Source organism: Lentzea sp. NPDC004789, assembly GCF_053601075.1.
Genome location: NZ_JBSGBE010000021.1, coordinates 147,526 through 160,060 on the forward strand (window position 1 = coordinate 147,526; position 12,535 = coordinate 160,060).

The 12,535-nt window shown below is 70.4% G+C and carries 11 protein-coding genes; 7 read left to right on the plus strand and 4 right to left on the minus strand.

Annotation, left to right across the window (positions count from 1 at the left end):
• The first annotated feature begins 5 nt into the window (after nucleotides 1–5).
• From ACWEIJ_RS36935 to ppk2, 5 genes are read left to right on the plus strand one after another with little or no spacing between them, the layout of a single operon-like run.
• Entirely contained in the window at nucleotides 6–2,600 is a 2,595-nt protein-coding gene (locus ACWEIJ_RS36935; RefSeq protein WP_449841900.1) for a bifunctional acetate--CoA ligase family protein/GNAT family N-acetyltransferase, read from the plus strand.
• Nucleotides 2,597–3,052, plus strand: a complete 456-nt coding sequence (locus tag ACWEIJ_RS36940) for a universal stress protein (RefSeq protein WP_449841901.1) — start codon at nucleotides 2,597–2,599, stop codon at nucleotides 3,050–3,052. The genes ACWEIJ_RS36935 and ACWEIJ_RS36940 overlap by 4 nt, the downstream gene beginning before the upstream one ends.
• Nucleotides 3,049–3,435 carry a CBS domain-containing protein gene (locus tag ACWEIJ_RS36945; RefSeq protein ID WP_449841902.1) on the plus strand — a complete coding sequence of 129 codons (387 nt, stop codon included), beginning with the start codon at nucleotides 3,049–3,051 and terminating at the stop codon, nucleotides 3,433–3,435. The genes ACWEIJ_RS36940 and ACWEIJ_RS36945 overlap by 4 nt, the downstream gene beginning before the upstream one ends.
• A complete protein-coding gene (locus tag ACWEIJ_RS36950) occupies nucleotides 3,416–5,938 on the plus strand; it encodes an HAD-IC family P-type ATPase (RefSeq protein WP_449841903.1) in 2,523 nt (840 codons plus the stop codon). The genes ACWEIJ_RS36945 and ACWEIJ_RS36950 overlap by 20 nt, the downstream gene beginning before the upstream one ends.
• Nucleotides 5,926–6,729 carry a polyphosphate kinase 2 gene (gene ppk2, locus ACWEIJ_RS36955; protein WP_449841904.1) on the plus strand — a complete coding sequence of 268 codons (804 nt, stop codon included), beginning with the start codon at nucleotides 5,926–5,928 and terminating at the stop codon, nucleotides 6,727–6,729. Before ACWEIJ_RS36950 ends, ppk2 begins: the two co-directional genes overlap by 13 nt.
• 15 nt (nucleotides 6,730–6,744) lie before the next feature.
• On the opposite strand, the gene ACWEIJ_RS36960 is transcribed toward ppk2, so the two are convergent.
• Both ACWEIJ_RS36960 and ACWEIJ_RS36965 read right to left on the minus strand, forming a co-directional pair.
• Nucleotides 6,745–6,930 (minus strand): hypothetical protein, encoded by a 186-nt coding sequence (locus ACWEIJ_RS36960; protein ID WP_449841905.1) that lies wholly within the window; start codon nucleotides 6,928–6,930, stop codon nucleotides 6,745–6,747.
• A gap of 162 nt (nucleotides 6,931–7,092) precedes the next feature.
• Nucleotides 7,093–7,530, minus strand: coding sequence for a hypothetical protein (locus ACWEIJ_RS36965; protein ID WP_449841906.1), 438 nt, complete (start codon nucleotides 7,528–7,530; stop codon nucleotides 7,093–7,095).
• A gap of 166 nt (nucleotides 7,531–7,696) precedes the next feature.
• Here ACWEIJ_RS36965 and ACWEIJ_RS36970 point away from each other — a divergent pair, with 166 nt between their 5' ends.
• Entirely contained in the window at nucleotides 7,697–8,290 is a 594-nt protein-coding gene (locus ACWEIJ_RS36970) for an Rv1733c family protein (RefSeq protein WP_449841907.1), read from the plus strand.
• A 39-nt stretch (nucleotides 8,291–8,329) separates the two neighbouring features.
• Nucleotides 8,330–9,193, plus strand: a complete 864-nt coding sequence (locus tag ACWEIJ_RS36975; protein WP_449841927.1) for a universal stress protein — start codon at nucleotides 8,330–8,332, stop codon at nucleotides 9,191–9,193.
• A gap of 51 nt (nucleotides 9,194–9,244) precedes the next feature.
• Here the strand turns inward: ACWEIJ_RS36975 and ACWEIJ_RS36980 are convergent, their stop codons facing one another.
• Complete coding sequence (locus tag ACWEIJ_RS36980; protein WP_449841908.1) at nucleotides 9,245–9,796, minus strand: hypothetical protein; 552 nt, start codon at nucleotides 9,794–9,796, stop codon at nucleotides 9,245–9,247.
• Nucleotides 9,797–9,798: 2 nt separating this feature from the next.
• A complete protein-coding gene (locus ACWEIJ_RS36985; protein WP_449841909.1) occupies nucleotides 9,799–12,429 on the minus strand; it encodes a cation-translocating P-type ATPase in 2,631 nt (876 codons plus the stop codon).
• Nucleotides 12,430–12,535: the final 106 nt, after the last annotated feature.

Below are 12,535 nucleotides of genomic sequence, written 5' to 3' on the forward strand. Positions count from 1 at the left end.
TCGACATGGACCGGCAGCTGGCGCCCGTACGGGCGCTTCTCACCGACGGCTCGGTCGTCGAGGTGCGCGAGCTGGGGCCGGGTGACGTCACGACGTTGCTGGACCTGCACAAGTCGCTCCCGGTGGAGGACAAGTACCTGAGGTTCTTCAGCACCTCACCGCGGCAGCTCGAGGACTTCGTGCAGCGGATGGTGTCCCCGGACGAGCCGCGGCACATGGTGCTGGGCGCGTTGCGGGAGGGACGTCTGCTCGGCGCGGCGAGCTACGTCGTGACAAACGACCCGGAGTGCGCCGAGGTCGCGCTCGTGGTGTCGCACGCCGAGCAGGCGCACGGGGTCGGCACGCTGCTGCTCGAACACCTGGCCTCGCTGGCCCGCGAGCGAGGCGTGCGGAAGTTCACCGCAGAGGTGCTCACGATGAACTTCCGGATGCTGCGGGTGTTCACCGACATGGGTCTGGTATGGACGGTCGTTCCCGACGGCGACGTCGTCCACGTCGACCTCGGGCTGGAGCCCTGCGAGCGCTACCTCGACGCGGTCGCCGAACGCGAGGCGAAGGCGGACGTGGCGAGCCTGACCCACGTGTTGCGGCCGGGGTCGATCGCCGTGGTGGGAGCGAGCCGGTCGCCGGACTCGGTGGGCCACGCCGTGCTGCGCAACCTCGTGGACGGCAGCTTCACCGGTGACCTGTACGCGGTCAACCCGCACGCCAAGTCGGTGGCGAACGTGGACTGCTACAGCTCGGTGACCGCGCTGCCGGAGGCCCCGGAGCTCGCGGTGCTGTGCGTTCCGGCGAAAGCCGTGCCCGGCGTCGCCGAGGAGTGCGGACGCCGAGGTGTCCGCGCGTTGGTCGTCATCTCGTCGGGAGTCGACGCCGACGAGCTCATGAAACCCGTTCGCGCACACGGGATGCGCCTGGTCGGCCCGAACTGCCTCGGGGTGTCGACCAGTTCGCCCGCGGTGCGGATGAACGCCACGTTCGCCGCCCACAACACGTTCGCGGGCGACATCGGGCTGGTCACCCAGTCCGGCGGGGTGGCGATCGCCGTGCAGGAGGAGCTGCGACGGCTCGGCCTGGGGCTGTCCGGTCTGGTCTCCACCGGCGACAAGCTCGACATCAGCAGCAACGACCTGCTGATGTGGTGGAAGGAGGACCAGGAAACGCGGGTCATCGCCCTGTACCTGGAGTCGTTCGGCAACCCGCGCAAGTTCTCCCGGCTGGCCCGCGAGGTCGCGAGGCGCAAGGCGGTGATCGCGATTCGCGCGGCGAGCAGCGAGGCCGGGCAGCGTGCCGCCGCTTCGCACACCGCCTCGACGGCCACGCCCTCGGTCACCAGGGACGCGTTGTTCCGGCAGGCCGGCGTGATCACGGTCGACAGCGTGCCGGAACTGGTCGACGTCGTGCTGGCGTTGCGGCAACCGGTGCCTGGAGGCAGGTCGGTCGCCGTGCTGAGCAACGCGGGCGGTCTCGGTGTGCTGGCCGTGGACGCGTGCGTCCGCAACGGGCTGCGGATGGCGGAGCTGTCCCCCGCGACCGTGGACTCGTTGAGCCGTCTGCTGTCACCGGCGGCGAGCCTGCACAACCCGGTGGACACCACCGCGGTCGTGGACGAGGAGACGTTCGCCCGCTGCCTCGACGTCGTCGGCGCCGATCCCGCGGTGGACGCGGTGATCACAGTGACCGTGCCGACCGCGCTCGGCGACCCCACAGGCGGTGTGCACGGGCTCACCGGCAAGCCGGTGCTCGCGGTGCGCACCGGTCAGACCGAACGTCTCGCGGACGAGGTGCCCTGCTGTGCCGAGCCGGCCCGCGCCGCGGCCGCGCTGGCCCGGCTGGCGGACCGCGCCGAGTGGCTCGACCGGCCGCGGGAGCTCACGCATCAGGCGGACGTCGACCTGCGGACCGCGCAGGGCATCGTCGCACGCAACCCGGAGGGCTGGCTGCCGCCGGACGAGGTGGTGCGCCTGCTCAAGGCGTTCGGGCTGCCGGTGCTGGGCGGAACCCTGACGACGACCGAGGAACACGCGGTGGCCGCACAACGCGCCTACGACTGCCCGGTCGCGATGAAGGCCGTTGCGGACGACCTGCTGCACAAGAGCAAGGGCGGCGGCGTCGTGCTCGGCGTCGCCGGCGAGGCCGCGGTGGCGGAGGCGTTCCGCGCCTTGCGGGACCGTTTCGGTGACCGCCTGCGCGGGGTGTTCGTGCAGCCGATGGCGTCAAGCGAACGGGAGCTGCTCGTCGGCGTCGCCACCGACGCCAAGTTCGGTCCGCTGGTCGTCACCGGGCTCGGCGGCGTCGACACCGACCTGATCGACGACCGTGCCGCCGCACTCGCTCCACTGTCCACAACGGACGCTGATGACCTGATGCGCGGCTACCGCGCCGCCGGTGCCGTGCTCGCGGCGACCGACGAAGCGGCTGTGCGGGACGTGCTGCTGCGCGTGGCGGATCTCGCCGCCGCACTGCCCGAGATCACCGAGCTCGACATCAACCCGCTCGTCGTGACGAGCACCGGCTGCCTGGTGGTGGACGCCAGGATCCGCGTCGCACCGGCACGACCGACCGACCCGTTTCTGCGGCAACTGAGGAGGACGAGATGAGCACGACAGCAAACCCCGTCGTGGTGGGAGTGGACGGAACCCCGGCGTCGAACGACGCGCTGCGGTGGGCGATGGACGAGGCCGTCGTGCGCGGCTGCCCGCTGCACGTCGTCAACGCCTGGAACTACGAGCCCCTGGCCGACTGGCGGGAGACGACCGTGCAGCAGGCCCAGGCCGAGTCGGAGGCGTTGATCGGCGAGGCCGTGCGCGCAGTGTCGCAGGGGCGCACGGAGCTGCCCGAGATCGTCCAGCGGAGCCTGCGCGGCTACGCGGCCGAGGTGCTGGAGAAGGCGTCGGAGGGCGCGGCGCTGCTGGTCGTCGCCTCGCACACCGGCCACTGGATGCGCCAGATCGTGCTGGGCTCGACGAGCATGCACGTCGTGCGGCACGCGCACTCGCCGGTCGTCGTGATCCCGGTGACCGACCGGGAGCCGGCGGAGGCGGCCCGATGAAGGCACTGGACGTGCCGGCCGGTCCGCTCGTGACCGTCGGGCCGCGTGACTTCGCCCGCCACGCCGAGGGCCTCATGGACGACTTCGGTCTCACCGTGCTGCCCGTGTCGGATCAAGGACTCTTCCTCGGCGTGGTGACGAAGGCGGCCTGCGCGAGCGCCACCTGCAAGGTCGAGCACGTGATGTCGCAACCCGTGCTGACCGTCGGCCCGGACATGGAGGCGACCACGCTGTACGACGCGATGACCCTCCGCGAGGTGCTCAGCGTGCCGATCCTGCGTGACGGCCGGCTCCTCGGCGTGGTCACGCGGCGCGACGTCCTGCGGGCGATCAGCCACGACGACCCGCACCTGCGAGCTGGTCATGCCGGTCACCACGGCTGACCGCGACGACGTCGCCCATCACGGGTTGCCGGTGCCGGAGGTCGTCGTGCTCGCCGAGACCGACCAGGACACCGGGCTGTCGACGGCGCAGTGGCGGCAGCGGCTCGACGACCTCGGGCCGAACGAGCTGCCGCCCCGGCGGGGACAGCCCTGGACGCTGCGCCTGCTCGGGCAGCTGCACCACCCGTTGATCTACGTGTTGCTTGCCGCCGCGACGATCACCGCCGCGCTCGGCGAGGTCGTCGACGCCTCCGTGGTGTTCGGCGTGGTCGTGATCAACGCGATCATCGGCTTCGTCCAGGAAGCCCGTGCGGAGAAGGCGCTCGACGCGCTGGTCGCGATGGTGCGCACCGAAGTCACCGTGGTGCGCGACGGCGTCACGGCGCGCGTCCCGTCGGCCGAGCTCGTGCCCGGCGATGTCGTGCTGCTCGACGCGGGCGACCAGGTCGGCGCCGACCTCCGGCTGGTCGGTGCGCGAGAGTTGCGCGTCGACGAGTCGGCTTTGACGGGGGAGTCGGTGCCGTCTGCGAAGAACTCGCTCGTGCTGCCGCCGGAGACCGCGCTCGCCGACCGGGCCAACATGGCCTACTCCGGCACGCTGGTGACGGCGGGAGGCGGGCGCGGGGTCGTGGTGGCCACCGGCGCGGAGACCGAGATCGGCCGGGTGCACCGGCTGGTGAGCACGACGGCGACCGTACAGACCCCGTTGACCCGCAAGCTCGCGCGCTTCAGCCAGGTGCTGACGGTCGTGATCCTGGGCCTCGCGGCGTTCAGCGTCGTGGTCGGCGTGCTGCACGGCGAACCGTTCGCCGAGATGGTCACCGCGGCCGTGGCGCTGGCGGTCGGCGCGATCCCCGAGGGCCTGCCGGCGGCGGTCACCGTGACGCTCGCGATCGGCGTGGCCAGGATGGCACGGCGCAACGCGATCATCCGGCGCCTGCCCGCCGTGGAGACGCTGGGCAGCACCACGGTCATCTGCACGGACAAGACGGGAACTTTGACCGCGAACGCGATGACCGTGAACGCCGTGGTGGTCGGCGGCGTGCGGCATGAGGTGTCCGGCATCGGTTACACGCCAACGGGAACCTTCACGCCTCCGGTGACCCCGGCGGTGCGCGAGTGCCTGCTCGCAGGGCTCGCCTGCAACGACGCGCGGATCGTGGAGGAGGACGGCCGCTGGCTGCCCGTCGGCGATCCGACCGAGGCCGCACTCGTGGTGGCCGCCCGCAAGGTCGGGCTGGACTCCTCGGACCTGACGGCACGCGTCGACGTGCTGCCGTTCAGCTCCGAGCGGCTGTTCATGGCGACCAGGCACGAGAACGACGTGATCTACCTGAAGGGCGCGGTGGAGAAGCTGCTCGACCTCGCAGGACTGCCGCACAGCGCCGAAGCGGACTCGTTGGCGGCCGCCGGACTGCGCGTGCTCGCCATCGGCCGCGCCGAGGGCGTCGAGCTGACCGAGGAAGGCCTGCGCGGCAACGTGCGGCTGCTCGGGCTCGTCGCGATGCACGATCCGGCCCGTTTCGAGGCGATCGAGGCCGTGCACGCCTGCCAGGCGGCGGGCATCGAGGTCAAGATGATCACCGGTGACCACCCGGCCACCGCTCGCGCGATCGCCGCGGAGTTCGGCATCACCGACGTGCACGCCCGCGTCGCCCCCGAGGAGAAACTGCGGCTGGTCAAGCAGTTCCAGGCCTGCGGCGAGGTCGTCGCGATGACCGGGGACGGCGTCAACGACGCACCGGCGCTGCGTCGCGCGGACATCGGCGTCGCGATGGGCCGCGGCGGCACGGAGGTCGCGAAGCAGGCGGCGGACATGGTGCTGACTGACGACAACTTCGCCTCGATCCGCGCCGCCGTCGAGGAAGGTCGCGCGGTTTTCGACAACCTGCGCAAGTTCATCATCTGGACCCTGCCAACCAACATGGCAGAGGGCCTGGTGATCCTCGCCGCGATCCTGCTCGGCGCGGCACTGCCGATCCTTCCGGTGCAGATCCTGTGGATCAACATGACCACCGCCGTCGCACTGGGACTGACGCTGGCCTTCGAACCACGAGAACCCGGCGTGATGAACCGCCCGCCGCTACCGCCGTCTCTGCCGTTGCTCACGCGCAGCCTGGTCGGCCGGATCCTGTTCGTGTCCGCGATCCTGCTGGCCTGCTCGTTCGGCGCGTTCCGCTGGCAGCTCTCGGCGGGCGCGTCGCTGGAGGTCGCGCGAACCGTCGCGGTCAACGTGTTCGTCGGCGCCCAGATCGCGTATCTGGCCAACTGCCGGTCGCTCGAGCACATCCGGCCGCGCACCGGACCGAACCGGTGGCTGCTCGTGGGGGTCGCGCTGACCGTCGGCCTGCAGTTGCTGCTCACCTATGCGCCGTTCATGAACTCGTTGTTCCACACGGCTCCGCTCGCCTGGCGGCCCTGGCTGGTCGTGCTGGTGCTCAGCGCGGTCTCGTACGTGCTGGTGGAGCTGGACAAGTGGCGGAGACGCCGATGGACAGGCTGAAGCGGGACGTCTACGAGCAGGAGCTGTACCGCCTGCAGACCGAACTGGTGAAGCTGCAGGAGTGGGTGCGCGAGACCGGAGCGAGGCTCGTGGTCGTGTTCGAGGGCAGGGACGCGGCGGGCAAGGGTTCGGCGATCAAACGCATCACCGAGCACCTCAATCCGCGGGTGGCCCGCATCGTCGCGCTGCCCGCGCCGAGCGAGCGGGAACGGACTCAGTGGTACTTCCAGCGCTACGTCGCGCATCTGCCGGCGGCGGGCGAGATCGTGCTGCTGGATCGCAGCTGGTACAACCGCGCGGGTGTCGAACGAGTGATGGGCTACTGCACGTCGGAGCAGCACCGGCTGTTTCTCAGACAGTGCCCGGCCTTCGAACGGATGCTCGTGGAGGACGGCATCCTGCTGCGCAAGTACTGGTTCTCCGTCAGTGACGCCGAGCAGGAACGCCGGTTCCGCAAGCGGCTCAGGGACCCGTTGAAGCGGTGGAAGCTCTCGCCGATGGACCTGGAGTCGCTGACGCGCTGGGAGGACTACTCGCGGGCCAAGGACGAGATGATGGTGCACACCGACATCGCCGAATCTCCCTGGTATGTGGTGGAAGGCGACGACAAGCGGCGGGCCAGGATCAACATGATCGCGCACCTGCTGACCACGATCGACTACCACGAGGTGACCCCGCCCGAGATCACGCTGCCGCACCGGCCGCCGTCGCAGGGCTACCAGCGCACCGCGCGCACGTTGCAGCGCGAGGTGCCGGACCGGGCAGGTGAGCTCGACGTCCGGTCCGGCTGAGCTCGATCCCTGCGGCTACACGTGCAGCTTCGTCGAGCGCGGAGGGCCCGAGAGATCCGGTTCGTGGTGCCAGGTGACGGTGATGTGATCGGCGGCGCTGGCCAAGGATCTGGCGAGGATGAACTTGTGCGCGTCACCGGCGGTGAATTCGGCGAAGTCGACATCGCCTCGCGTGAGCGTCGACGTGCACGCCGTACGCACTTTCGGTTCCGTCGTCACGCAACAGATACGCGCTCTTGTTGTGATGTACGAGGTTGAACTGTTCGGCAGCGAGTTTCTGGCCGCGGGTGTACCACAAGGCCGCAGCCGCAACGAGTACGGCGACACACGAGATGACGAAGGAAGCAGCCGTCACACGTGGATTCAAGCAGCCACACGAGAGTCCGCGCCGAAGCGACACGCTGTCCGGACCGCTCCCGCGATCGTCTGGTCAGGGAAGAAGCCCTGCGCCGCCGAGAGGCTCGCCCGGCACACGCGGACGATCTGGCGGGTCGCGGAGGTGTCCGGTGTCCGGCGGCACGTCTCGCACCGAACGACCACGTCACCGGTCAGCTCGTCGACGCCGACCGACGCGGTGGACGAGCAGTCGCGGCACCAGCGGTGGCCGGTCACCTTGATGACGTGGTCGGCCGAGTGCACGCAGTGGTGCAGCCAGCGGCGGTGCAGACGGCACGAGACGCGCTCCAGCGGGTTCAGGCCGAGCTCCTCCGCCGCGTCCTCCTCGGCGAGCATCGCGGCGAGCGCCCGGTCGCGGACGTCGGCGTAGCGCTGGTCGCCGGCGGCGAGGAGTGGCGTGGTCATGGCGTTCTCCCGGATTCGAAGGTGGCTCCAGACTTCTCCGCGACCGACGCCATCAACACCGCACGGGGACTCCTCTCCGGCCGAGACCACGGGCTCAGCGGGGTCGAGACGTTGGTCCCTGGGGAGCGGGGCGTCCACCCGGAAATCTTGGGACTGGAGGTGGACCATGACCGCGAAACCGATGTCCAGACTCGTCCATCAGGCCTTCCCCTACCGCAACAAGCTCGCCACCACCGGCGACCGGATCGAGAGCACGGTGCTCGTGCTGGGCGTCGCGGTCGCGCTGCTGGCCGTGCCCGTCGCCGGCGCGACCGGTTCCGAGATCTTCGCGGCGAAGCGGGAGCGCGTCGCCGTCGAGCAGGTGAGCAAGTCCCGCGCGGAGGCGGTCCTGGTCGAGGACGCCCCGCCCACGCTCGGTTCCACCGAGCGGGGTGGCGTGGTCGAGACGGTGGCCGTGCTCGCGAGGTGGCGGCTGCCGGACGGAAGTGCTCGGCAGGGGCCCGTCCAAGTGCACTACGACGCCAAGACCGGGGCCACCGTGCCGATCTGGGTCGACCGGAGTGGCAGCGTGACCGATCCTCCGATCACCACCGCGGGCGCCGCGCTCGACGCGATCGTGCTCGCCCTCCTGCTGTGGAGCGCGGCCGCCGGCTCGATGGCGCTGCTGTACCTCGTCGCGAGGTTCGCGCACAAGAGGTTCCGCTCACGCCAGTGGACCAACGAGTGGAAGCGGATCGCGCCGGAGTGGACGGGCAGGTGAGTCGTGACTGTCCCCATCGGACACACGAACACGGTTGTCGTGGGCTTGGACGGATCAGACTCCGCACTGGACGCGGTCCGCTGGGCGGCGGCCGAGGCGGCGCGTCGAACCGCGCCACTGCGCATCGTGCACGCGGAACTGCCGTTGCCCGCGGAGGCCTTGGACCGGTCAGGCGCCGCGCGGCAGGCGTTGCACGAGGAAGCGATGCGGTGGGTGCACGCCGGCATTTCGGTGGCAGGTGAGTTCGCACCGGGCACACCGGTCGAACTGCGCGTCGAGGTCGGACGCGCCGCCCGCCTGCTGCAGGACGAGTCAGCGACCGCGGCGCTGGTCGTGGTCGGCTCACGCGGCCTCGGCGGGTTCGCCGGGCTGGTGCTCGGCTCGGTCGCGATGGCGTTGTCATGTCACGCGAAATGCCCGGTTGTCGTCGTAAGAGGTGATGATCCGACGCCGCACGGGCCAGTGGTCGTCGGGGTCAACGGCGCGCCGGAGAACTGGTACGTCGTCGACAGGGCGTTCGAGGAAGCCGAGGCGCGCGGCACCGAGCTGGTGGCCGTGCACGCCTGGCGGCCACCGCTGGGGACGGCGAGGATCGCCGAGTCCGTAGGCATCGTGTGGTCTGAGCTCGACGTCGTGCGCGAGGCGACGGTCGCCCAGCGGCTGGAGGCCTGTGCGGACCGGCACCCCGGCGTCGATGTCAAGCGGCACGTCGTGCACGGTTCGGCGGCGCAGCGACTCCTGGAGTTCGCCGAGGGAGCGAGCCTGCTCGTCGTTGGGGCACGCGGCACTGGCGGACTCAGCGGCATGGTGCTCGGTTCGACGAGCCAGGCACTCGTCCGGCACACTCCTTGCCCGGTGCTCCTGATGCGGCCCGTGCTCGCCGAGCAGATGGACCGACACTAGCGCGGACGGAAATGGGACACCGCGGCCGCGGTGCCCCATTTCGCGTTGTGGTCACTTGAGCCAGGGGTTGGCCCGGACGACCGGCAGGTCGCCCCACCAGCGGGCCAGGCCCCAGGTGGCGCCGGAAGCCGTCGCCGCCACCACGATGAGCACCAGCGCGTACACGACGTGGTAGTCGATGACCGGGTTGGTCGACATCGTCAGCTCGCCAGCCGCGTTGTGCTGCGCAGGCGGCCATTCGGCGGCCCACATCAGCAGCATCATGACCGTGCCGGTGACCGCGGCGATCCGCAGACCGATGCCGAGCACCAGCGCCACACCGATCGCGAACAGCCCGACCATGAAGAGCGTGTCCGCCCACCAGGCACCGGCCCAGTCGTGGAACGTGGACTGGAACGGGCCGACGTCGACCCGGCCGAGGAACCCCTTGGTGGGCGATCCTCCGGAGAACCAGGCGTTCTTCGACTGCGTGGCGTAGCCGAGCCCGAAGGCCTTGTCGACGAACGCCCACAGGAACAGCAACCCGGTCGCGATGCGCAGCACGGCGAGCGACGCCGCACCCACGTCGGTGCAGGTCCGAACAGGAACGTGCACAGCAGACATCGTTACCTCCCGATTGTTTTCTGGCCGGGTGTGCGTTGACGCCACCGCCACAGCTCATCGGCTCCCCACACGACCACCGGGAACGCCGCGAGCACGGCGAGATGCGGAACTGGCGGCACAGCGGTGCCGAAGACGTGTTGCAGCGGAGGCAAGGCCACCACCGCCGCAGCGAAGACCACCTCGAACGCGATGCCCCACAACAACAACCGGTTGCTCAGCAGACCGATGGAGCGCAGCGACGCGTATTGCGTTCGAGACGCGAAGGCCGTGCCGATCTGGCACGCCACGATGCCGAGGAACGACATGGTCGTCGCCTGCACCCACACGTGGTGCAGGGGCGTGCCTTCACCAACGGCGTCACCGGGGTGCCACCCACCACCGACGAGGGTGAGGAAGAACCCGCCGAGCACCAACAGGGCGGACAACCCGCCCAGCACTCCCCAGGCCCGCCAGAGCATCCGGCCGTCGATCACGTTGTCCGTCCGCCGCCGGGGCGGCTGGTTCATGATGCCCGGTTCCGCGGGCTCACGGCCGAGCGCGAGTGCCGGCAGGGTCTCGGTGCCGAGGTCGATCGCGAGGATCTGCAACACGGTGAGCGGCAGCGGAATCGCGCCGCCGGACAGGGCGAACAGCAGGAACGGGATCACTTCGGGCGTGGCGTGGGCGAAGATGTAGAGGATGAACTTGCGGACGTTGTCGTAGACCCGCCTGCCCGCCTCGACGGCGGTGACGATGGTCGCGAAGTTGTCGTCCGTGAGCACCATCGTGGACGCCTCGCGGGCCACGTCGGTGCCGGCAACGCCCATCGCGACGCCGATGTCGGCGCGGCGCAACGCAGGGGCGTCATTCACCCCGTCGCCGGTCATCGCCACGACATTGCCCATGGCGCTCAGCGCGTCGGCGACGCGCAGCTTCACTTCGGGGGAGCTGCGCGCGAAGATCAGCTCCTCGCCGCCCCGCAGCAGGTCCTCCAGCTCGGCATCGGTCTTGTGTTCCACGTCGGCACCGGTGAGCACCTGGATGCCGTTGCGGGCGATGCCGACCTGATGGGCGATCTCCTTCGCCGTGAGCGCGTGGTCCCCGGTCACGACGATGAGCCGGATGCCCGCGGTGTGGCAGCGCGCGACCGCTTCAGCGACCTCGGGGCGCGGCGGGTCGAACATCGCCACGACGCCGAGCAGCTCGAGGTCCCGTTCGGCGTCCTCGCGTCGTTCGGGCACGGTGTCGCACTCCCGCCGGGCAACGGCGAGCAGCCGCAACCCGCGCCGGGCGAATGCGGTGACGACCCGCTCGACCTCAGCCCTGTCCGCACCGGTCGACCTGGCGAGGACCTCTTCGGGTGCCCCCTTCACGTTCACCACGAGGCGTCCGTCCTCGTGGTCCACCGTGGACATCAGGCGCAGCGCCGGGTCGAAGTGGAACTGCCGCACCCGGTGTTCCGCTCGCAGCTCGGCGGAGACGTCGGCCCCGGCCTCGGCGGCGGCGTGCAGCAGGGCCAGTTCGGTGGGATCGCCGGTGCCGTCGGCCAGGTCCGCGTTGTTGCAGGCCGAGATCGACCGGGCGAGCGCCGCCCTGTCGCCGACCGCCCAGACATCGGTGACGCGCATGCGGTTCTGCGTGAGGGTGCCGGTCTTGTCGGTGCAGATCACCGTGGTGGAACCGAGGGTTTCGACCGCGGAGAGCCGTTTGACGACGGCACCGCTACGTGCGAGTGCACGCACGCCTACCGCCAAGGCCAGCGTGATGGTGGGCAGCAGGCCTTCCGGCACGTTGGCGACCAGCAGCCCGATCGCGAAGTTGAACGAGTCGGCCAACGGCAGTCCCGCCACGAACACGCCGATCGGCAGGAAGGCCGCTCCGGCACCGACCGCGACCGCGGCGATGAGCCACGCGACCCGTTTGACCTGGCGCTCCAAGGGACTTTCGTCCCGTCCGGAGCGTTGCGACAGTGCGGCGATGCGGCCAAGTTCGGTGCGCATACCGGTGGCGAACACCACCGCCCGCGCTTCGCCACCTGTGCAGTTGGTCCCGCTGAAGACCAGGTCGCGTGCGTCGAGCAGGGGGCCGGTGGCGTCGGTCAGATCGGCCGAGCGGTAGGCGGGCAGCGATTCTCCGTTCAGCGTGGAGAGGTCCACCTCGACGCCGCCCTCGATGAGCCGCGCGTCGGCGGAGACGCGGTCGCCTTCCTCGACGATCAGCAGGTCGCCGGGCACGAGCTCGCGGGCGGGGACCGATCTGCGCACCCCGTCGCGCACCACCGAGGCGTGCGCCGGCAGGTAGGCGGCGAGCGCCTCGACCGCCTTCTCCGCCTGCTGTTCCTGCACGAACGCCAAAGCCGCGTTGAGCACGACGACCGCGATGATGGCGGCACCGAGTACCGCCGTGCCCGCGAGGAAGGCGAATCCGGCGGCAAGCCACAACAGCAGTGCCAACGGGTGGGTGAACTGCCGGAGCAGCTGCTTCGGCCAGTTCCGGCGCTTGCGCCGGGTGAGTTCGTTGGGGCCGTGGGCCAGCAGCCTTCGCGCGGCCTCACGACTGGAGAGACCGGCCGGCCTGGTGCGCAGGTCGCGGAAGAGCCTGTCCAGCGGCTCCCGCGGATCGCTGTCCGACGCCGTCACGGTGTCAGTGGTCATGGCTTCGAGCTTCACGCGCGGCCCGGCGAGGCCCCAGGGTCCTAGGGACCGCCGTGCAGGAGCACGAAGACGGTGGGCGGCGGGCACCGGGGGCGTTGACCGTTGT